Origin of the sequence: Pseudorhizobium flavum (genome assembly GCF_044142885.1) — a bacterium.
Taxonomy (GTDB): Bacteria; Pseudomonadota; Alphaproteobacteria; order Rhizobiales; family Rhizobiaceae; genus Neorhizobium; species Neorhizobium flavum.
In genome coordinates, this window is sequence record NZ_JBIOKZ010000001.1 from 267,430 (window position 1) to 289,183 (window position 21,754).

Consider the following 21,754-nt stretch of genomic DNA (forward strand, 5'->3'; position numbering starts at 1 on the left):
AATCGCGCCGCCGGCATGGTAACGGGAGTCGCCAGGAGCGAGCATAGAAGTTCAGTGCATGGGGCAGACTGTAACCCACTTGGTGCTGGCGTCGCTACAGCGTGGTGACCGCTCTTAAACATGTCATCGCAATCCTGACCGACAGGATTGGGGGGCGCAAAACGGTCATGCATGTCGAGATCGCCGAGCGGCGCCTTCGGGCCAAAGAAATCTTGAACCTAGGCTGCTATGGAGAATGGATCTCGCACTCGCTCAAAACGCACCTAATTCCGCATCCAGCTCAGTGAAGCCCCCTGTTTCGGGATTCCAATAGACCTGGCGCCAATCCTGCCCGCTGGGCTCGATCGTGTCAGGCAGAATGAAATGTTTTCCGTCCACGCCTTCGCAGGAATAGACGAGCGTGCGCTCGCCGAGGACGTCCTGATAGGACGGTTCGGCGATGACGCGCTCGATCAACATTCCGTTGCGGCGCACCGACACGCGACTGCCAGGCGCGTAAACGAGAAGCTCGCCGTCTCGCGCGGGGGGCGCACCGCCGCCGACCGCGAGACCTTCCCCGAGGCCCTCATACCAGTCACAGATCGCTTCCGCCGTCCGAAGGTCGATAAACGCTTCGTGCTTGGCGGCCTGGGCGGCGCGCTTCAGCCGTTCGACGAACGACCCGAACTCGGAAAACAGCGGCTCGGTCAGGCGCAGCCCGCCGTAGACCGCGTCGTAGATCACGACCGTATCCGTCACCTTGTGCGGCGCCCCGCTGCTGATGAGCGCGATGCGAGTTGAGGCCCGGTCGAGGTCGTGCGGCGCGATGCTCTTCTCGCGGACCAATATTTCATAAAGAGCATCGGCGAAGGCTTGCCGCAGCTTAGCTTGCTCGCCGGAGCCGCCGACGAACCAAGGCTCCTCGATGCGGATGACCACGCCGGTCGTGTCGAAATCGCGCTGGCGTTTGGCCATGCCGGGATCAGAGGCACGCAGATCCTTGTAGAGATGGGTGGAGCTGCCCACCCGGAAGCCGACTACGGATTCGTTGACCCGCATCGCCACCTCGGCAAGCACGCCGTTCGACGCGCTCATCGCCCGCCCGTCGATGATGGAATCCGCGTCGAGGCCGAGATTGATGCTGGTGTAGAGAACCGGCCGCGTTGAGCGCTTGTCGAGGGCCTTTTCTAGCCGGATCGACCGATCGAAAGCGCCTGCACGCCATTCCCGAACTTTCAGCGGGCGCTTGTAGTGCCGGTAGAGCGCGCCGGGATAGGCTTCGCGGATCGCCTGGTTGTGGGCGATGTCGCCGATGCGTTCGGCGGCGTTTCTCGGCCCGGCGACCAGCGTGAAATTGGCCTCGCCGATTTGGCGAAGCGGAAAAGCGAGATGAGGCGAGCTGGCCGTCGTCGCCATCTGATTGATGATGTCGAAGGCGCGCGGCCGGACGCCGCCTGGCAGCGCATAGCCAAACACCTGGCCGAAATGCTTCGGCCATTCGGTCCCGCCGGGTGGGTGGCGGTCGGCGACACCCATCTGCTCGCCTTCGTCGAGAAGGCACTTGGCGTGGGCATAGGCGATGAAGCGGTTGTCGAGATAGAGATAGGACGGTTCGACCGAGCCCTCATAATATTCCCGGAAGGTAGAACCCAGCTTCGTGAAGGCGGCCTGGTCCGCCAGAACCGCAAAGATGCCGGGCGATGCGCGGCCGACGCGGCCGAGGCGCTGGCGAAATGCCTTCTTGGAGGCCGGCACGCCAACGTTGATGCCCACGGTCATGCCGGGAATGTCGATGCCCAGCTCGAGTGCGGAGGTAGCAACGACCGCGCGCAGACTGCCTTCGCGCATCCGCTTCTCGATGGTTTTGCGGTCGCTCGATTCGTAGCCGCCCCGATAGGGCACGATGTCGTCGCTCTCGAAACCGGCGCTGACCCGCTCGACCCCTTGGCGCGAGTCCAGAAAGGCGATGAGAGTGCCGTCACGGCCATCCGCGACGCCTGCCGTAACCTTGTCGAGAACGTCGCGCAGCGCGCTTTCGGCACCGTCGGTCGGCGCGGCCAGATGCAGCAGGATACGGGAGTGGCGCGGTGAGCCATCCTGATCCTCGCTTATGGACACGAACGGATGTCCGGTCAGCGCTTGCAGATGCTCTTCGGGATTGCGGATCGTAGCGGTGGCCGCGATGATTTGCAGCCGGTTTGCGGAGCCGCGGGCAATGCGGTGCTTTGCGGCGAAAACCCGCCGCAAGAGGTAGGCAGTGTTGCTGCCAAACACAGATTCATAGGTATGGGCTTCGTCTAGGACGAGGTAGCGCAGATCGCGCAGGAAGTCCCGAACCGTCGGAATCGTTACGTTGCGCATGATCCAGGACTGCACCACGTCGGGCGTGGCGACGACGATCCGGGCCTGTCCGAGCAGGTCCGCGCGATCGAACGTATCGACATCGCCCGAGAGTTCGACGACGCTGCTCGCGGGCAGTCCGAGATCGATCGCTATTCCTCTCCAGCGCGCGAGCTGGTCGCCGAGCAGCGCCTTCAGCGGATAGAGCACCAACGCTCTTCCGCTTTCCTCCAGTGCTGCCTGCAGAAGCGGGAGCTGGAAGATGAGCGACTTGCCCGAGGCCGTTCCGGTGGCGACAACGACATTGTTGCCGCCGGCAATCGCCTCGAGCGCCAACGACTGATGGTTCCACAACTGTCCTCGCGGGAATTGACGCATGAGCCAGGGGCCGAGCAGGCCGACGGCAAAGGCGCTCGGAATGGGCCGAAGGCGCTCCGTCCGGGAGGGGAGGTCGACCCGCTCGATGACGCCGAGCGTGCCTTCGTTGATCAGCGAGAGTAGGTTCTGGTAAACGGTCGTCATCAATTCCCCCCTGACTTGACTTTTGCGCTCATGGATGCTGGCGATGGCTTGCCGCCACCGCGCGAGACGAGTTGGGACAGGCGCTTCTCCAGCGGGGTTGCTCCGGCCCGCAGGCGTAGCGCGACGCACGTTCCCTTGATGGCCCCCTCAACAATCGCTTGGTCGTCGTCTCCGGACGTCAGCGCCGCCGTTCCGCTCGCCAGTGTGAAGCCCTGCTTTCCGTCGGCAAGTCCCCGCGCCATATAGAGGCCATAGCCGGAATTGGCCCAAGCATTTTCCGACTCCCGCGCAATGATCGCGCCGCTGACTCCCGGCTGGGTCGCGAGCGCCAACGCCTCCGCGTCGTCGCTGGGGCTGTATTTGCCGTTGGACCGGAGACCCGCGGCGATGCCGATTCCCGGATCGGCGATGGCAATCTCGGCGGTGCCGGTCGCCACCCAGCATTGCGCCGCGATTAGGAACTCGCTGGCCTTGCTGTGCTCGACGACGTTGCGAATGATCTCGCGGATCGCATAGCTCAAGGTGTCGAAGAGGACGCCCTCGCGGCTCTGGGCGAGTATGGCCGAGAGCTTCTCGGCGTCCTCCTGGATGATGTCGCCCGCCGGCCGGGAGAAGGGCTGGTCCGCGAAGAGGTCGCGGATCTTGCGGGAGGTGATGGCCAGGAAGGTTGAGGAGTCCGGTGCCTCGCCGATCCTACGACCCCATCGCACGCCCAGCGCGTCAAAGAATCCGGCATTGCCAGCATAGATCATCGCGCTCGATGTCGCGTCGACCACCTTGCAGTGGGTGCCAGGGTGGTCGTCGCGATAACTTCGGAGCGCGCGAACGATCAGGAGCATCCATCCCGGCGTGACGAAATCGACTTTTCGGAAGCTGAACTCGACCTTCGGATACCGGTGCATTGCCGCGATCTCGGCCGAAAAGCGAACTATGGCTGTCTTATCTCTGCCGTTTGGAACGTAAATCTTAAGCGTTTTACTATTTTCCATTCGCAGTTCTTGGCCCCTCCGGAATTCCCGTCAGTCTAGGCGATAAAAGTATCGTTCGCATTAAGTGTTGAACCTGCGCAGCGGCGTTGGTTGCAAGATAACGGCGTGACGCAAGGCATCGAATCCCCACCGGACTTATGAACGAACGACCGTTCCATGTTTCGACATTGAGAGGCGTACTTACCCAATCGTCCGCCATCACGAACACGATTTAGAAGTAAGTAAGCGTTTCGGATAAATCAGTTCGCACTCTGAATGACCAAATTGAGGGCGCATAGCGGTTATCCACGCGATGATCGCCGGACGGCGACTTCAGCCCCGAAAGCGGAAATAATTACCGCTCCTCCCCCCTCTTGTTGACTGATGCCCAAGGCCAGGGCACAAAGGTTCATTATACAGTTCGCGCTATAAGCGGCATTCCGGACAACGCTCCTCCACTCCTGCGCTTACCTCGAAACCTTCAGCACTGCGGCCCCGAACAGCGTGACAGCGATGGAGGCCACCCACGCCAAGTCGACAGCTCTTTAAGGAAGGGATCATGTCTCTGTCCGTTTGAGACTCCTGCGTGCGGCTTCGAAATCAGGAAGTTGGTATATACCCTCGAAGCTGTAACGACGGGCAAGTTCAGCGTAGTATTTCAGATCAGATCTAGCAGTTTTCGGATGGGCATCCAGCTCGAGCACGTCGATGATTGCCCTGAACGATGGCGGTACCGTATGTCCTGCATTTTCAAGCTCGGCGTAAAGTTGATCGAGAGGTTCTCCGCTGTCGAATGCCGAAGCGATACGATCCCAAACAAATCCATGGCCAGGTGACCCCGTTGTAACGGCAAGTTGCGCCATGAGCCCGCAATAGCCCCCTTCCTCCAGATGTCTCGCCTCATCGCTCCGGAAACTCGCTTTGACCACCCGATACACGTTGACGAAGCGAAGCGCGCGGCGCGGAGTATGTCCAGCCCAGGGTGCTATCTTACGCGCAAAGTCCCTCTCTTCGTCGGTAAGAGTCAACGCTTCAACATCCGGCTGAACGACGTCCACCACTCCTTCCAGCTTGAACACAGGAGCTGTCAGAGTTCCGCTCAAACTTATGGCCGAAGTGCCGGTTAGCGTTCCGTCGCCATTGGAAATCGATGGAGGAACATCCGACGTTTGCCCTTGTTGCCTCGCGGTTGAACCGAGGTCCACGCCGGAGGGTGAGGCGTTTCTTGCCGATTTGCTGATAAGCGACGCCGCCAGCTCACTGCTCGCCTCCGGAGTCATCGGACGAACCCAGTAGGGAACTTGAAAAAGCTTCTCCAGGTAATCGGACGGTGTGGCGCTTCCGCACGCTGCACCTGTGCTGATGAGGTCTTTGTATTGGTCCTCCAGCGATTTACTCACCCAGCGGGTATCCACGGCGACCACGACAACGAACAATGTAAACGACAGCAACAAATGCACCGCCTGTAGCACTTGCACGACCTTTTCGGGCGGGCAGCGATCGAGGTCATCCACGTAGAGTACGATGCGATTGAAAGCCTCGCTGTTATTCACAACCGGCCGCTCGGTGGTGCGGCGAAGATCGGCGATTTCCTCGGAATGAAGTAGTTCTTTTGCCGATGAACTCGTGATGAGCCGTTCAACGCGATCCGCATAGTCTTGGTCGGTTTTAAGGAGGTCATCCTTCGGATCAGCACCGGCCTCGGCCATCATCGCCGAAAGCTGCGTGAAGTCCTTGCGAATGCTTGCGATCAAACCAAGATGCTTGGAATAGTGGTCATTGGTAGCACGTTCACGCACAAACTTCAGAAGCCGGTCCCTCCCGGTCTCCTGCTGGTATTCCTTCGTCGTCTGCGCGAGTTTTTCGCTGCTGGCCTGGAATGCGGCTCTCGCCTCTGACGCTTCCGATGTCGATTTTGCGAGCTTTTCCTGAGCCTTTTTCAGGTCATTCTCAGGCTTCTGAAGCTCGGCGCTGATTGCGGTCTCAAGCTTTACGTCGAACTCTTCAAGTTTTGCGACGCCGGAGCGAACCTCTTTGAGAAGCCATTTTGCCTTTGCCGCAAGCAACGTGGCGACGCCGCCAGCCCCGGCGATGAGGTTGAGAAGCGAGCCTCCGGTAGCGCCCAGTTGAGCGCTCATCCAGGTGACACCAAATGGGACGAGCAGAACGATCGCGAGAATGGTGACGAGGCTGGGCCACCGCATCAACCGACCCATGAAGCCAGTCAGAATGACCTTGCCACGCTTTGCCTCACTGTGAACGTCTCGCAGGGTTTCGCTCAACAATTTTGAATCGCCGACGAGATCGTCGAGACCGGCTTTCTTCGCTGCGTCCTTAAAATTTTTGGTATCGATAGCCGTCTCGAAACTCTCCTTTACCGCCTTCCAGAACATCCGCGGGGTCGGTTTGAAGTTCTGCTTAATGACGGCAAGCTCGCTTTCTGCGGCGGAAAGGCGCGCGGCAGCATCCTTTTGCTGTTGGCGCTGAGTGACAAGGCGTTCCGCGGCATCGAGGGTCAATTCACGCGCAGTCGTCAACTTGTCGAGGATCGTGTTCTCTGGTGCGCCATCGGTACTTTGTCGCGACCATCGATCGAGTTCGGTGAAAATGTTGTCGACCAGGCTGGCCCAGAGATTCGTTTCCACGTAATGCCAGGCGTTGAACCGTATTTGCACGATGCCCGGATAGAACGTGCTGAAAGCCTTTGATTTCGGATCTTCCGCGAGCTTCGACAGATGAGCGACGTGCTCATGTATGAGCCGCATGAAGTATGACTTCCCTGAGCCCCACTCGCCGAAGATACCGAACGCCAAAGGGGTGGTGACGTTCCGGGCCGCGGCGACTCTCGCAAAGGCATGAGCCTCGTCGGCGACACCGAGTTTGTCGATTAGATCGGCTCTGTCCGGAGAATCGCTGCCGAGATCCGCATATAGCTGGGCTCTTCGCGGGACCTCCCGGACGTTCTTGGGTACGGATCCGGTAGAAAGTTCGGAGTCATCTGCTTCAGGGTCAGCACCGTTCTCGATCGAGACGTTGAGTGCGTTCGCCCAGGACTGCCAGTCTCCTCCATCATCTCTGATCGTCAACACGACCCGCCGCGGTATTTCTTCGACAGCAGGCTCGAAAATTTGCAGGAACTCCACCGTGCTAACGTCGTCGAGGATGGCGGCGAGAAGCGCGTCGGCCGCGAGAGCCCGCCCTCGGGCAAACCAACCTCCGCCGCCAGCCACCGCTTTCGCCAAGACTTCTAAGGCACGCGGTGTCGCCGTCGGCTCGGACCCGACTTCCAGCCTTCCGCCAACGGTCAGCCTGTTCGATGGCTCAAGGGCTTGAAATCGCGACTCGCTGACGAGCCGGGCAATGCTCACTATGCCCGCTTCCTCACCTTTCGCCGTTGTCCCGACCGAGCGCCCTACAATCACGGTCGACATCACAAGCCGCTCGACGTTTATTTCCCCGCGGTTGCCGGGCAGGTGATTGAGCTGGGATGCGATTCGAAGCGTCCGCGCGGCAAGCGCTGTTACGCCTTCAGCACCCGCTGATGAAAGGAGCGAGCCAATGTCGGCGGTGTCGGCCTCATCGGATTCATTGTTCCTTCCCGGCAGGATCTGTGAAGCATTGAGGACGCGCTCCCAAAGCGATGCCGTTTCGCCAGCTCGGGGTGTGACGATGCGTTTGATGAACTGGGTTTTGATATCTTGCAAAACCCCGGTGTCGAGCGTCAATCCGAACAGCGACATTACCTGGCCCGCGAGAAAGCCGGTCTGGAGCATTGCGCCGATGAGATGCCGAGCTTCGAACTCTGGACGGCCAATCGTCTCGATGGCCATAGCCTGCGCGACAGGAAGCAACTTCTGGACATTGTCTGTAAGCTCGACAGAGTACCCATCAGCCAGTTGGGGAAATACGTTCTCCGGCTCCAGGCGCAGATGGGATACGACCCTTTCGATGTGGTCCGGACCGACCCTCACCTTTAGCCAGTCAGCCAACCATGCAGAGCTATGTTCGGCGTGCGGAGCCTCGTTGTCAGACAGCCCTGCGACGACGATACCCAAAGTCAGCGATCGGCCCCGTAACAGCAGCGTCCGATTTTCGGTATCGACATCAATAAAGCGCACCGCCTGCTCTAAGACTGATGCGAGTGGAGTTGAGCTGTCGAGTGATATCGCGAACAGCTCGGCGACCCTTTTTGCCAACACGTCCCAATCTGGCTCTTGCATGGTGATCTCGTGCGCTCCGTTGCCCAGCAAAACCGATATCACAAGACAAGTCGAGTTGTAGCGGGATCGTTAGCGCACGCGAAAACTGCGTTGCTGATAACCCTGATGGCTCAGGCTTCAAGCCAAGTTACGCGTGGCGTCGGGAGCTTCGATGCATCGCTTCGCCCCGGCGAATTGCGATGCCTACCTTCTGGAGGCGATCAAGGTGCAGCACTTCCATGCATTTTCCGAAGACCGCCGCGCAGTTGGTCATCATGCTTGGCACCCCAACAATCATGTGCAGCCGTTGCCTACATCAGCTCATCAGCAACCTGGAAACGAATCTCAATCTTTCCCCCATATCGATTCGGGTTGCGTTCTAAACCAGATTAAGGATTCGGGAGTGAATGCCATAATCAATGACGCCGAAAAAATCGGTTTGCGAGAAGTCATTAGATCTGCTCCTGCTGGCGATGAAGCGAGCGAAAGCCTGAGGATTCGAAGGCTGGCAAAATTCGACCAGCTCGTCTCTGGCGAGAAGCATGCCTATGGTCGATACAAAGCTGCGCAACGCGCTAATTATTGGCTGATAGTCTCAACATCCGTAGTCGGAGTGATCGTATCTGCTGCAGCACTTCTTCCAATTCCGCCGTTCCAGTTCATTGGTGTGATGCTCGAGGCCAAACACATCACAGGGTTGGCGGGGATACTGCTGTCCACGCTCGTCTATGTCCACCAGTCACTTGGGATCCGGGGGCGGCAGGCTGGCTATCTCGAGATGCATAATCTATACAAGATTCTGCGTGATAAGGTAGCTCTCACCGTAAGGAGCGAGGAAGATTTCGGTGCCTTGGTAAAGGAAACAAATGCGATCCGCAGCCATTGGAGCGTCGCGTTATCTCCTCCGAAAATAGGTAGTCATAAGTGACTGTTATGGCGGCTCCCTCAGGCACTCCGCAATCCCATGCCTTGGCGGAGGAATGAGGCCTAAACCGACCATCCGCTCAGTGATTGCCCACGGCCAAATTGGCGCCGGAAGCGGTGATTATCGCCGCTATACCTCTCATGTCGGCGCGCAACGTTTCGAGATTCCGCCCGTTTTGGTATTCGGCGACTAAAACGAACACTGTCACCCTCCCCCACCTTCATCACCTCAATGCAGTTGCTGTCGTGGAATAACGCGAGGCGTTCAGAAATTCGATCCAATCATCCGGAAGAAGTCATCCTATCGGTCTGGCGTTGACGGTCGCTGCAGGGCAGATAGCGGAAATAATTGCCGCTATGCCCCTCCTGTTGACTGATATCCAAAGCCAGGGCACAAAGGTGGCATCCACGGTCGCTCGCGATGGGAAAACATAGGGAATTTCAAGGCGATTTTGCTAACAAACTGAAATCATGTGCGAATCCAGGTTCCCCAGGCAAGCGGTTTTTGGCCCCATTTCCTCAGTTTTATTGCCGCCATTCACAATATAAAAAGCGACGTGTTTGCAGCTACTTACGTGATCTGGACGCGCGAGTCCTAGGGTTCCAGCGGATACTGGAGCATCCTCGCGAGTTGGCTGGGGACCCGCGGGCAACGACCGCAACGGGGGGGACTGTCAATTGCTAGGCCAGAGCTAAGTCGGCGTGCGAGAGATAGGGAGCTTAAACAGCATTGGCTTAAAGGAGCGGCCGCGCTTCCAGCAGACCGTTCTAAAAAAACTCGGGGTGAGCCCGCTGTATCTCCTCCACTTTCGCCAGTGTGCCCGAGAGATGGCGGCGTACGGCTTCGTGTGCGGAGGAAAGGTCCCGCGCCTTGAGATGACCAACGATCTCGCGGTGGGCGGTCAGGATAGTCGCCGCTTTGCCAGGATCCATCAGGTTCAGCTTACGCAGACGGTCAATGTGCCCCGAGCGTGACTGTATCAGAGCCCATAGGTCCGGCACGCCGGCAGCTTCAAACATCAGGCGGTGAAACTGCCTGTCCAGAAGCGCGAACCGTTCGAGGTCCTCATCAACATTGAGTGCGGTATCCTGTAGCTGAACAAGACGCACAACTTGATCCACCGCAGGATGTCTCTCCTCCACGGTCAGAGCCCGAACCACCTCCAACTCGAGAGACATGCGCAGGAACTGCGTCTCGCGTGCGTGGCGCAAATCTATCCGCGTAACCTCCGTCCGCGATTGGGGGTAGACAATGACGAGCCCCTCCTTCTCCAACATCTGAAGTGCATCACGCACGGGCGTCTGGCTTACACCATAGGCCTCGGCCAGCTCGTTGCGAGAGAGCTGAAGAGCCGGCGGAAGCTCGAGCGCAATGATACGCTCCCTCAGTTGCTCGTAGAGCTGATGGGATGTCGACGTCCTGCGAATCCCGGAACTTGAGACTGAGGAGACGGCGCTCAAGGAGAGCGCGTGTGAGAGCAATGTCGTCATTTTGTATCCTTCATCGCACTGATATAGCGCATCAGTTGACACTGCGAAACTAATATATTAGTGCATCTCTCACGGGGATGGAGGTCCTCGATGGTTTCAAAGGGAGGGATCCAATGCGCCTTAAATACGCTCTTCTTGCTGGCATCGCTGTGGCCGGCTTCTCATCCGCAGCTCACGCCGCAGATTATTCCATTCAGTCGTCCTTCAATGCCGGCGACTTTTCCATGCAGTATCTGACGGAGAATTGGCTTCCGAAGATCTCGGAAATGACCGATGGCCGCGTCGAGATCACGTTGACGCCGAACGCCTCGGTGGTGCCGGCCAAGGACACGATCGAAGCCGTTTCGGCCGGCGTCCTCGACGGCGACTTCACCTCGGTGAACTACTTCTCGGGCATTGAGCCAGCCTTTGCCATCATGGCGGACTTGATCTCTGGTTACGATACGCCGGCGCAAATGCTTAACTTCTGCAAGGAAGATCGCGGTGAGGAAATCCAGCAGAAGATCCTCGATGACGTTACCGGGGGCGAGGTGAAGCTGATTGCCTGCGGACCCTACAGCCGTGAGTCGCTGCCGGCGCGCACGCCCATTCGAACCTTCGAGGACCTGAAGGGCAAGAAGATCCGCGCACCCGAAGGTCTTGCCTCAGCCGTATTCGCCGCGGCTGGCGCCAGCCCTGTCTCCATCCCGTTCTCCGAGGTTTACGGCGCCCTCGAAAAGGGCATCGTTGATGCCGCGGACGCTTCGGCCTACGTCAACAACGTCGCGACCGGCCTTCACGACGTTGCACCTTTCCCGCTTTATCCGGGCATCCACTCCATGCCGCTGATGCAGTTCACGATGAAAAAGGAGAAGTGGGAGGAACTTTCGCCCGAGGATCAGACGGCGCTGCGCGACTGGTGGTATGCGGCGATGGAGGACCTCACCAAGGTGGTTGACCAGCAGGACCAGGAGAAGGCCAAGGTAGACGCTGCCGGCGGCAAGATCGAAGTCATCGACTGGGCTCAGGAAGATCGCGACCAATTGCGTGAAGTGGCGCGGGCCGAATGGCTGAAGTTTGCCGAAAAGAGCGAACTGGCTCAGGAGGCGCTCGATGCCAACCTCGCCTACATGAAGAAGATCGGCCTCCTCAAGAACTGATCCTTATGCCCGGCCGGTCCCGGCCGGGCATTTCACCTGTCGCGATCGAGGGGACCATGAGAGATCTTCTTGCGCGCTATGCCTCGTCCATGGACCGCGTCAGCGTCTTTGTCGGCCATAGCTGCTCCGTCTTGTTTTTTGCCTGCATCATCGCATCAGCGCTCGAAGTGGTGATGCGCTACGGTTTCGACCGGCCCACGAGCTGGTCCACGGAGCTGTCGATGACGCTCTGTGCCACCGCCTGGGTTCTCGCTGTTGGCTACGTCACCGAACGCAACCGACATATCTCCATCACGATGCTCGAGATCGTTGTCGGCCCTCGCATCTGGCGCTTCTTTCGCCTGCTTCAGTTGCTCGCGGCATTCTTGGCCGTTTCGTTTCTCGCACGCGCTGTCTGGGGACCGGCCATGAAGGTTCTGTCGCGGCCGGAATTTTCTGGCACGGCCATGAACTCCCTGCAGCCAAGCTATCTCAAGGTCCTGCTTCTGGTGGGCTGCGTGCTCTACCTGCTGCAGCTCCTCGCCAACATCATCCGCTGGTTCCAGCGCACCGAAAAGGAGAGCTTCGGTGGGCATTGAGTATATTACCCTCCTTATCGTCGGTTCACTGCTGGCGCTGATGGCGCTCGGCATTCCGCTCGGCGTCACGACGCTGCTTGTATCGCTTGGAACTGCGCTTCTCTACTTCGGGGAACGCGCCGGCTTCTTCATCGTCTCCGCCAACGTCACCGAAGTCCTGCACAAGTACGAACTGATCTCGGTGCCGTTCTTCGTATTCATGGCGAATATCCTCGAGCGTTCCGGGATTGCGCACTCGCTCTTTGAATCCATGGCAATCATCGGCGGCCGGTTCCGCGGCTCCGTCGGCGTCCAGACCTGCATTGTCGCTGTCATTCTCGCCGCCATGTCGGGCATCATGGGTGGTGAGATCGTCATGCTGGGCCTCATCGCCCTGCCTCAGATGCTTCGCCTGGGCTACGACAAGAAGCTCGCCATCGGCATTATCTGCGCCGCAGGGGCACTGGCAACGCTGATCCCGCCTTCGGTCGTTCTGATCGTCTACGGTCTCGCGGCACAGGTTTCGATCACGGCCTTGTTCGCGGCCTCGCTCGGTCCGGGGCTGCTGCTCGCCTCGCTCTACATCATCTATATCCTCATCCGGGTGCGGCTTAACCCCGCGATGGCGCCGATCTACGACATCCCGGAGACGGGTCTCCCGTTCGTCAAGCGCCTGCCCTTCCTGAAGGGCGTCATCCTCCCCGGCATCCTGATCGGCGCCGTGCTCGGCATCATCTACTCTGGCATCGCGACCGTGACCGAGGCTGCGGCCGTGGGCGCGGTGGGCGCCGTCGTCGTGGCTGCCGTACGCCAGGAATTGAATTGGGTGATGATGCGGGATGCTATGCGGCAGACCGTCCTGACGGTCGGCTCTATCATCTGGCTCGTCCTCGGTGCTGTCGCCTTGATCGGCATCTATAACCGCATCGGCGGCGGCGAATTCCTTCGCGGTGTTCTGACGTCCCTCGATATCCCACCGCTCGCGGTCATCATGGTGATGATGCTGATCGTCATGGTACTCGGCACCTTCCTTGAGTGGATCGCGATACTGTTCATCACTGTGCCGATCTTCGCGCCAGTCGTGATCGATCTCGGCTTCGATCCGATCTGGTTCGGCGTGCTCTTCGCGATGAACATACAGATCTATTATCTCTCGCCGCCCTTTGGACCTGCGTGCTTCTTCCTGAAGTCGGTCGCTCCGAAAGAGGTCAGCCTGCAGGACATCTTCGCTGCCGTCCTTCCGTTCATCGCCTTGCAGGTCGTCGGGCTAACGCTGGTGCTGTTTTTCCCGCAGATCGCCCTCTTCATCCCGAGCCTGTTGAACTGAGGAGCCGACGATGAGCGATCACGACGATACGAACCGCAACCTGATGAAGGGTGACGAGGACATCGCGCCGACGGAGTTTGCAGCCGACGAAACCGCGGAGGCCGACTTCGGCAACTGGCCCGAAATCATCGGAGCCGTCGCCACTCTCCTCCTCATCTGGTTCACCTTTGCATTCACGGGATAAGAACATGACACCCCGCAAGACCTATGAACAACTCCGTTCTGCCCGCTGGATGGTACCGGACGACCAGCGCTCCTTCGGCCACCGTTCGCGCACCATGCAGATGGGCTATGATCCGGCCGATTGGGAGGGGAGGCCTATTGTCGCGATCATCAATACCTGGTCGGACGCGCAGCCTTGCCACATGCACTTCAAGGACCGCGTGGAGTGGGTGAAGCGCGGCGTGCTGCAGGCAGGAGGCTTCCCGATGGAGCTCCCAGCGCTCTCGCTATCGGAAAACTTCGTGAAGCCGACGACCATGCTCTACCGCAACATGTTGGCGATGGAGACCGAAGAGCTTTTGCGCTCCCACCCGGTGGACGGCGCCGTCCTTATGGGCGGATGCGACAAGACCACACCGGGCCTTGTCATGGGTGCGGTGAGCATGGGCCTGCCGTTTATCTATCTTCCAGCCGGACCGATGCTGCGCGGCAACTGGGCAGGAAAGCATCTCGGCTCCGGTACCGACGGCTTCAAGTTCTGGGACGAGCGCCGTGCCGGCACGATCTCCAAGGAAGAGTGGCAGGGCATCGAAGGCGGGATCGCACGATCCTACGGCCACTGCATGACCATGGGTACGGCCAGCACGATGACGGCCATTGCAGAAGCCATGGGCCTGACGCTGCCCGGTGCCTCCTCCATTCCCGCAGCCGATGCCGGGCACCAACGCATGTCGACCCAGTGCGGACGCCGGATCGTCGACATGATCTGGGAAGACCTGACGCCGGACCAGATCATCACACCGGCTGCCGTGACGAATGCGGTTACGGTGGCGATGGCGACCGGTTGTTCCACCAACGCCATCATCCACTTGATCGCCATGGCCCGCCGTGCGGGGGTGCCGCTGGAGCTCGACGATCTCGACCGCGTCGGGCGCACGACCCCTGTCATCGCCAACATCCGGCCATCAGGGACGACCTATCTCATGGAGGATTTCTACTACGCGGGGGGCCTGCGGGCCTTGATGAAGCAGCTCGGCGACAAGCTGGACCCCAGCGCGATTACCGTAACGGGCCAGCCGCTGACGGACGGGCTTGAGCTTGTGAAGGTGTGGAACGACGACGTCATCCGGCCGCTGTCGAACCCGGTCTACCACGAGGGTTCGCTCGCCGTGCTGAAGGGTAACCTCTGCCCCGATGGCGCCGTGATCAAGCCTGCTGCCTGCGATCGCAAGCTTCATCATCACCGCGGTCCAGCGCTGGTGGCCAACAGCTATGCAGAATTGAAGACGATCATCGACGACCCGGACTACCCGATGACGCCCGACACAGTTCTGGTGCTGCGCAATGCCGGTCCGCAGGGCGGACCCGGCATGCCGGAATGGGGCATGATCCCCATGCCAAAGGCGCTTTTGAAACTCGGGCTTCGTGACATGGTTCGCATATCCGATGCGCGGATGTCCGGCACGTCGTTTGGCGCATGCGTCCTGCATGCCGCCCCGGAAGCCTATGTCGGCGGGCCGCTGGCGCTCCTGAAGACGGGAGACATTGTTGAACTCGACATCCCGAACCGCAGCCTCAACATGCTCGTCGATGAGACTGAGCTCGCGATGCGTCAAGCGGCATGGGTTGCACCGGAGCCGCGTTACGGCCGTGGCTATGGCCTGATGTTCTCCAAGCATATCGAGCAGGCGGACAAGGGCTGCGACTTCGATTTCCTGAAAACCGACTTCGGCCCAAAGGTCGAAGAACCTGCGATCAACTGACGTCCAAGACCCGGAGAAGAAGATGTCCGACTATGTGCTTTCCGACGAGACGCGCAACAAGCTGATGAAGGTCTCGACCGCATCTGTGGCAACCGCGCTGTACAAGCGAGGCCTTCGCAACCAGTTCATCCAGGGAGTCCAGCCGGTTTCCTGGAAGGGCAAGAACATGGTCGGACAGGCCTTCACGCTACGATATATTCCGGCGCGCGAGGACCGGAACCCGATCACGGTCTTCCGCAACGCCGATCACCCCCAGCGCGTCGCCGTCGACACCTGCCCAGCGGGCTGGGTTCTTGTGATGGACAGCCGCAAGGACCCACGCGCAGCGTCTGCCGGCTCGATCCTCGTTACCCGCCTCGCCGTTCGCGGCTGCGCCGGCGTCGTGTCGGATGGCGGCTTCCGCGACGCAGAAGGGATCGGCAAGCTGGATATGCCGGCCTATCACCAGCGTCCATCGGCACCAACGAACCTCACTCTGCATGAAGCGCTCGATATCAACGTTCCCATCTCCTGCGGCGACGCCCCGGTTTTCCCCGGTGATGTGCTCCTGGGTGACGGCGACGGCGTCATGGTCATTCCCGCGCATCTGGCGGACGAAATTGCCGAGGAGTGCGCTGGAATGGAAAGCTTCGAGACCTTTGTCCTGGAGCAGGTCAACAGCGGCGCGTCCATTATCGGGCTTTACCCTGCGACCATCGACCAGGTGCAGGCCGATTATGCTGAGTGGCGAAAGCGGGAAGGACGCTGACACTACCGGTGGAGGTCGGCATGCCTCACGGGTTCGAAAGCCGACTGAGGCATGTGTATTGGCATTGAACGCGAAGCGGACGGTGCGATCAAGCCCGCCGCTACTGCTCTAGGGTCACCGCAAAGCTAAGCCTTTAACTCGAACACGTGGTGGTGGATGACGCCGTCGAACATGGCGAGCAATCCCTGCGTCATCTCGCGACTTTCATAGCGGACCGGCGAGTCAAGCGCCTCCGCCAGTGTCTCCCGGCTGTCGTACATGGTCGACAGCACCATGGGATAAGCGGGAGCGCCCTCGTCCCGCTCTAGAGCGTAGAGGACACGGACTTCGCGAACGCCGGGGAACTTCAGCCACATAGGCATCAGTTTGTCCGCCACATATGCCTTGAAGGCGGCTTCCTTGCCCTCGTGAATACGACCTTCAAAGAGTGCCTGGCGAATGATCATGGTACGTCCGTCTTAGTTGACCGTGGTGGGCGGCTTTTCGCCGTTGAAGAAGGCGTGGAGGTTGGCAAGGACAAGCTCACCCATTGCAATTCGCGTTTCGCGTGTCGCGCTTCCTTGATGGGGCATCAACACCGTGTTGGGTGAGGTAAGGAATTCCTCCCGGATGCACGGTTCCCCTACGAAGACATCCAGGCCCGCCCCGGCAATCGTGCCATCCTTGAGAGCCTGAAGCAGCGCATCCTCGTCCACGACGCTACCGCGCGCGACGTTGATGATGACCCCTTTCCGCCCGAGAGCCTCCAGCACGTCCACATCGACAATGCCTTCGGTCGCCGCATTGGCGGCCACGCAAACGGCAAGCACGTCACTGTTTGCGGCAAGTTCCTTGGGCGTGGAATAGGCAATCCAGCCGGTATCGCTTTGAGGCGAGCGGTTCCAATACCCGATGGTCATGCCGAAGGCTTCTGCGCGGCGGCCAAGGGCGCGCCCGATCTGACCTAAGCCGAGGATGCCCATGCGTTTGCCCTTCGGGCTGATTCCCAGCGGAAAGGCATCGCCTTTCGCCCAGCGTCCCTCACGAACGAAGCGATCGCCGCTTGCGATGTGACGGAGAACGGAGAGCATCAGCGCTATGCCGGTATCGGCGACGTCGTCGGTCAGCACGCCCGGCGTCGTGGTGACGTTGATGTCACGCCCTCGGGCGTTGACAAGGTCAACCTTGTCGGTGCCCACGCCGTTGATGGCAATGAGGCCGAGCGCCGGCAGACGATCAATCTGATCGTTGGATAGTCCGGTGCCCCCGCCCGTCACCACGGCGCGTATGGCCGGCATGGCTTTCTCGATGGCCTCTTGCTCATTCGCAGCATACAGACGGTGAACAAGGTAAGCCTCACCAAGGCGCGCCTCGATGACGTCGAGCATCGGCTCGACCAGCAGGATTTCAGGTTTCATCTTTGGGTACTCCGTCCCCTAGCCCTGGGGCTCAGGAGATCTGGCCGAGGAAGTTGCGCGTCCGCTCATGCTGCGGATTGTTGAAGAAGTCTTCGGGCGCACCGACTTCAACGATCTCTCCACGGTCCATGAAGATCACGCGATCGGCGACTTGGCGGGCAAAGCCCATTTCATGCGTGACGCACAGCATCGTCATCCCCTCGTTGGCAAGATCGATCATAGTGTCGAGGACCTCCTTGACCATTTCCGGGTCGAGCGCAGAGGTCGGCTCATCGAACAGCATGATCTTCGGGTTCATGCACAGCGCCCGAGCGATCGCCACACGCTGCTGCTGGCCGCCTGATAGCTGGGCTGGGTATTTTTCAGCCTGCTCCGGGATTCGCACCCGCTCCAGGAACTGCATGGCCGTTGCTTCAGCCTCCGCCTTGGAAATCCCACGGACTTTCATGGGCGCTAACGTGCAGTTCTCCAACACGGTCATGTGGGGGAAAAGATTGAAACTCTGGAAGACCATACCAGTCTCCTGCCGCACGATATCGACATTCTTGCCGCCCGCGGTCAAGTCGTGGTCGTCGACTACGATGCGCCCCTTCTGGATCATCTCCAGTTGGTTGATGCAGCGGATCAGGGTCGATTTGCCGGAACCGGACGGGCCGCAGATGACAATGCGCTCTCCGCGATCCACCGACAGGTTTATGTCCTTCAGCGCGTGGAACTCAGCGTACCACTTGTTGACGCCCTCCATCGTCACTGCCGGACCAGAAGCTCCCCGCACGTCTGCCTTCGATGTGTGAGCATGAGTATCAGCCATGCGAGGAACTCCTCATCTTTCTCTTACTTGCCTTCGGCGACGAAGTTCGGCAGCGGCGTGCCGAGCCACTTTTCGTGGATCGCGCTGAGCTGGCCGTCCGCCTTGACCTTCTCGAGGAATGCATTGACGGCTTCCAGAAGTTCACCGGACCCCTTGCGAACGGCAATGCCCTGAACCTGCTGGCTCAACTCGAGCTTCTGGTTGAAGCGGCCGGGCGCGGCCTCTTCAATCTGGGCGGCCACGACGTTCGAGACACCGATCAGCTCAACCTGTCCAGACAGCAGGGCCTGTACGGCGCTCGCATCATCATCGAAGCGCTGAATCGTTGCGTCCTGCGGAGCAATCTTCGTCACGGCGGTGTCTTGTGTGCTGGCGCGAGCAACACCAATGGTCTTGCCGGAAAGATCTTCCGGCTTGGTGACTTCCACGTCCTCGGCGCCAAACACACCAATCGAGATGCCCGCATACGGCTCAGAGAAGTCAACGCTCTTTGCACGCTCCTCAGTGATACCCAAGGATGCGACAAGCAGGTCCACCTGATTGCTCTGGAGATAGGGGATCCGGTTCGGGCCGGTGACGGGAACGATCTGCGCCTCGACGCCCCATTCCTTTGCAAGTAGCTTTGCCACATCTGCGTCATAGCCGTCAGGCTGATTGTTCTCGTTCATGATCCCAAATGGCGGGAAGTCCACCAGCATTCCAATCTTGACCGTGCCGGCAGACTGGATGTCTTCAACGGTCTGCGCCATCGCGGGGAAAGAGGCCATCGCGGCCATCAAGCCTGCGCCGATGACGGCGACTGCTGCGCGTCTGGTAATGTTCATGTTTCCTACCCTTTCTTGATCTGCCGGCCCTCCCGCCGACGGGGTCTCGTCAACGTTGCGTTGCTCGAGAAAACTTCAATTCCATGCGCCGCGCCAACAACGAAAGCGGCCAGCACAAGATAAAATAGATGGCGGCCACCGTTCCAAAGACCATGAACGGGCTGAAGGTGGCATTGTTGATGATCTGCCCCTGTCGTGTGAGCTCGGTAAAGCCGATGATGGCCGCAAGCGAAGTACCCTTGATGAGCTGGACCAGGAAACCGACGGTTGGCGCCACAGCAATCCGCGCCGCCTGAGGGAGCACGATGTAGCGCATCCGGTTATAGTACTTAAGCCCAAGTGCAGTCGCCGCCTCACGCTGGCCCGACGGCACCGCTTCGATGCAGCCCCGCCAGATTTCTCCCAGGAACGCACTCGCATGCAGCGTCAGCGCAATCGTTGCGGCAATCCATGGGTTGATGGCAAGGCCAAAGATGTTCATCCCAAAGAACACCAGAAAGAGCTGCATCAGAAGCGGCGTCCCCTGGAAGACGCGAATGAAGCCGAGAGCCGCCAATCGCAGCGGCCGGACATCCGAGACACGGGCAAGGGCAATTACCAAACCACCGATCCCGCCGCCGGCAAAGGCGATCGCCGAAAGCGCGATCGTCCACTGCGCCGCCATGACGATGATGAGGAACTCGTTCCAGCCAAAGGGTCTGATCATCCTGTCGCTCCTATCGGCTCAGCGGGTACTTGAACGCCATCTTCTCGATCGCGGCGAAGATCGCCGAGAAGCCGATTGAGAGAGCGAGGTACATCAGGGTGATGACGATATAGACTTCAAAGCTTGCGAAGGTTGCCGATTGCAGGTCATTGCCGGCAGCCGCGAGGTCGTCCGCAGAGATCACCGAGACAACGCTCGACGTCAGCATCAGGTAGATGAATTGGCTCGTCAGAGACGGATAAACAGTGCGTAGCGCCGGCTTCATGATGATGTAGCGAAAGACCTGCAGCTTCGACAGGCCGAGTGCTGTCCCTGCCTCCACCTGCCCCTTCTGAATGGATTCGATGCCGGCGCGGATGATCTCAGTACCATAGGCGCCAAAGTTGACGACGAGCGCCAGCAGAGCCGCACTATTCGGGGAAAGACGCAGACCGAGCGATGGCAGACCAAAGAAGATAAAGAAGATCTGGACCAGGAATGGCGTGTTGCGGATGATCTCGATGTAGGCGTTGATGACGAACCGGATCAACGACGGGCCCGACGTCTTGCCCCAGGCACAGACAATCGAGACAATCAGACCGAGCAGCATGGCAGCGCAAGACAGACGGATCGTCAGCCAGGCGCCCAGTAGCAACTGGTCGAACGAAGCAAATACCGGCGCGAAATTGAATTCGTACACGTGAGCCTCCCGAGGCCGGCGCTCCTCACTGCGCCTTTAGATCGATCTAAATTCCAGTTACAGATGAGTCAACCAAGAAGTGGCCCACCGGTTTCACGAAGACGACAGCGGGCTGCAGGAATCGCGGATATGGAGCCTGGCGGGATTGATCCAGCCACGCGGAGGCAAAGCGGGCTCAGCAATACGGTCGAGGAGCAGCGCTGCCGCCTTCTGGCCAATTTCGTTGGGTGCCGTCGAAACGGAGGTCAGACGAGGCCGCATTGCTTCGGCATCCGCCACATCGTCGAAGCCGATCAGCGAGATGTCACGACCGATCTTCAAACCGCGATCATAGAATCCGGCGGCCAGTCCATGCGCAACAAGGTCGTTGAAGCAGATCACAGCCGTGGGGGCCCTGCCCTGAGCAAAGAGTGCATCGGCTTCCTGGGCGATGTGCTCTACGCGGTCAGGAACACGAATGACAAGCTCAGGCTGCAGCCCAAACCGCTTCATCGCACCCCGGAAGCCCTGAACGCGCTCCTGATAGGCCGAGTGGATCGGGCCGTGAACCGCAAAGCAAATTGTCCGATGCCCAAGGGAGACAAGATATTCTACCGCCTCTTCCATACCCGCAACGTAATCTGCGCCGGCATAGTCGAGCTCGTCTGTGACATGTCTCAGTGCCTGCACCAATGGCAACTTCCATGCATTGACCTGGCTGGCGAGATCGTCGGTCGTGCCGGCCGCCGGACACAGGATGATCCCGTCAACCCCATGCTCCCTCAAACGTTGAAGGACTGTCGCCTGCCGAGAAGGGCCGTCTCCGCTGTTGGCGATGATCATCACCAATCCCGCTGCGTCGACCGAGGCCTCCATTCCACCGAGTAATTCGGCAAAGAATGGGTTGGTGAGGTTGGGCACGACGACACCGATCGTGTGGCTGCGTTCGGCGCGCAGTCTCGCAGCACCCATGTTGTAGACGTAGCCGAGTTCACGCATCGCGGCTTCGACACGCTCTCGCGTCTCAGCTCCCACCAACGGACTCTTTCGAACAACGAGTGACGCTGTCGCCCGCGAAACATCGGCGTATTTGGCGACGTCGAGCAGCGTTACCTTCTTGCGTTTCTGATCTTGCCTGGACATCTCATCTCACCCACAGGATCGCCATCGTTAATGGGCGCCACGCCAGTCAGCAAGAGCGGCAGGCGCGGTCGAGGAGATCCAGCCTCAGCCTTGTCC

The 21,754-nt window shown here is 59.5% G+C and carries 18 protein-coding genes; 7 read left to right on the top strand and 11 right to left on the bottom strand.

Annotated features, from left to right (window positions below):
* Window positions 1–252: 252 nt before the first annotated feature.
* The 3 genes from ACEPP2_RS01235 to ACEPP2_RS01245 all read right to left on the bottom strand — a co-directional run bounded on the left by ACEPP2_RS01235 (window position 253) and on the right by ACEPP2_RS01245 (window position 8,029).
* Complete coding sequence (locus tag ACEPP2_RS01235; protein ID WP_395515541.1) at window positions 253–2,841, bottom strand: DEAD/DEAH box helicase; 2,589 nt, start codon at window positions 2,839–2,841, stop codon at window positions 253–255.
* Entirely contained in the window at window positions 2,841–3,743 is a 903-nt protein-coding gene (locus ACEPP2_RS01240) for an ATP-binding protein (protein ID WP_395515542.1), read from the bottom strand. Before ACEPP2_RS01240 ends, ACEPP2_RS01235 begins: the two co-directional genes overlap by 1 nt.
* A 623-nt stretch (window positions 3,744–4,366) precedes the next feature.
* Window positions 4,367–8,029, bottom strand: a complete 3,663-nt coding sequence (locus tag ACEPP2_RS01245; protein ID WP_395515543.1) for a P-loop NTPase fold protein — start codon at window positions 8,027–8,029, stop codon at window positions 4,367–4,369.
* 151 nt (window positions 8,030–8,180) lie between these two features.
* On the opposite strand from ACEPP2_RS01245, the gene ACEPP2_RS01250 reads away from it, so the two are divergent.
* Window positions 8,181–8,936 carry a hypothetical protein gene (locus ACEPP2_RS01250; RefSeq protein WP_395515544.1) on the top strand — a complete coding sequence of 252 codons (756 nt, stop codon included), beginning with the start codon at window positions 8,181–8,183 and terminating at the stop codon, window positions 8,934–8,936.
* A 764-nt stretch (window positions 8,937–9,700) separates the two neighbouring features.
* On the opposite strand, the gene ACEPP2_RS01255 is transcribed toward ACEPP2_RS01250, so the two are convergent.
* A complete protein-coding gene (locus tag ACEPP2_RS01255; RefSeq protein WP_395515545.1) occupies window positions 9,701–10,423 on the bottom strand; it encodes a GntR family transcriptional regulator in 723 nt (240 codons plus the stop codon).
* Between the two features lie 113 nt (window positions 10,424–10,536).
* Between ACEPP2_RS01255 and dctP the strand changes: the two genes are divergently transcribed.
* From dctP to ACEPP2_RS01285, 6 genes are read left to right on the top strand one after another with little or no spacing between them, the layout of a single operon-like run.
* On the top strand, window positions 10,537–11,562 hold the full coding sequence (dctP, locus tag ACEPP2_RS01260) for a TRAP transporter substrate-binding protein DctP (protein WP_395515546.1): 1,026 nt from the start codon (window positions 10,537–10,539) through the stop codon (window positions 11,560–11,562).
* A 56-nt stretch (window positions 11,563–11,618) separates the two neighbouring features.
* Window positions 11,619–12,140: a TRAP transporter small permease subunit gene (locus ACEPP2_RS01265; protein ID WP_395515547.1), complete on the top strand. Its 522-nt coding sequence runs from the start codon at window positions 11,619–11,621 to the stop codon at window positions 12,138–12,140.
* Window positions 12,130–13,446 (top strand): TRAP transporter large permease, encoded by a 1,317-nt coding sequence (locus tag ACEPP2_RS01270; protein ID WP_395515548.1) that lies wholly within the window; start codon window positions 12,130–12,132, stop codon window positions 13,444–13,446. Before ACEPP2_RS01265 ends, ACEPP2_RS01270 begins: the two co-directional genes overlap by 11 nt.
* A 10-nt stretch (window positions 13,447–13,456) precedes the next feature.
* Entirely contained in the window at window positions 13,457–13,630 is a 174-nt protein-coding gene (locus ACEPP2_RS01275) for a hypothetical protein (RefSeq protein ID WP_395515549.1), read from the top strand.
* Between the two features lie 4 nt (window positions 13,631–13,634).
* Entirely contained in the window at window positions 13,635–15,371 is a 1,737-nt protein-coding gene (gene araD, locus ACEPP2_RS01280; RefSeq protein WP_395515550.1) for an L-arabinonate dehydratase, read from the top strand.
* 22 nt (window positions 15,372–15,393) lie between these two features.
* A complete protein-coding gene (locus ACEPP2_RS01285; RefSeq protein ID WP_395515551.1) occupies window positions 15,394–16,119 on the top strand; it encodes a ribonuclease activity regulator RraA in 726 nt (241 codons plus the stop codon).
* Between the two features lie 125 nt (window positions 16,120–16,244).
* On the opposite strand, the gene ACEPP2_RS01290 is transcribed toward ACEPP2_RS01285, so the two are convergent.
* The 7 genes from ACEPP2_RS01290 to ACEPP2_RS01320 all read right to left on the bottom strand — a co-directional run bounded on the left by ACEPP2_RS01290 (window position 16,245) and on the right by ACEPP2_RS01320 (window position 21,658).
* On the bottom strand, window positions 16,245–16,565 hold the full coding sequence (locus ACEPP2_RS01290) for an EthD domain-containing protein (RefSeq protein ID WP_395515552.1): 321 nt from the start codon (window positions 16,563–16,565) through the stop codon (window positions 16,245–16,247).
* A 12-nt stretch (window positions 16,566–16,577) separates the two neighbouring features.
* Window positions 16,578–17,486, bottom strand: coding sequence for a 2-hydroxyacid dehydrogenase (locus tag ACEPP2_RS01295; protein WP_395515794.1), 909 nt, complete (start codon window positions 17,484–17,486; stop codon window positions 16,578–16,580).
* Window positions 17,487–17,547: 61 nt separating this feature from the next.
* Window positions 17,548–18,327, bottom strand: a complete 780-nt coding sequence (locus tag ACEPP2_RS01300) for an amino acid ABC transporter ATP-binding protein (RefSeq protein WP_281433443.1) — start codon at window positions 18,325–18,327, stop codon at window positions 17,548–17,550.
* Window positions 18,328–18,350: 23 nt separating this feature from the next.
* The gene (locus tag ACEPP2_RS01305) at window positions 18,351–19,151 is read right to left on the bottom strand and encodes a transporter substrate-binding domain-containing protein (RefSeq protein ID WP_395515553.1); all 801 of its coding nucleotides are present in this window, start codon (window positions 19,149–19,151) and stop codon (window positions 18,351–18,353) included.
* A gap of 49 nt (window positions 19,152–19,200) precedes the next feature.
* Window positions 19,201–19,857: an amino acid ABC transporter permease gene (locus ACEPP2_RS01310; RefSeq protein ID WP_395515554.1), complete on the bottom strand. Its 657-nt coding sequence runs from the start codon at window positions 19,855–19,857 to the stop codon at window positions 19,201–19,203.
* Window positions 19,858–19,867: 10 nt separating this feature from the next.
* Entirely contained in the window at window positions 19,868–20,536 is a 669-nt protein-coding gene (locus tag ACEPP2_RS01315) for an amino acid ABC transporter permease (RefSeq protein ID WP_395515555.1), read from the bottom strand.
* A 93-nt stretch (window positions 20,537–20,629) separates the two neighbouring features.
* Window positions 20,630–21,658: a LacI family DNA-binding transcriptional regulator gene (locus tag ACEPP2_RS01320; protein WP_395515556.1), complete on the bottom strand. Its 1,029-nt coding sequence runs from the start codon at window positions 21,656–21,658 to the stop codon at window positions 20,630–20,632.
* Between the last annotated feature and the right edge of the window lie 96 nt (window positions 21,659–21,754).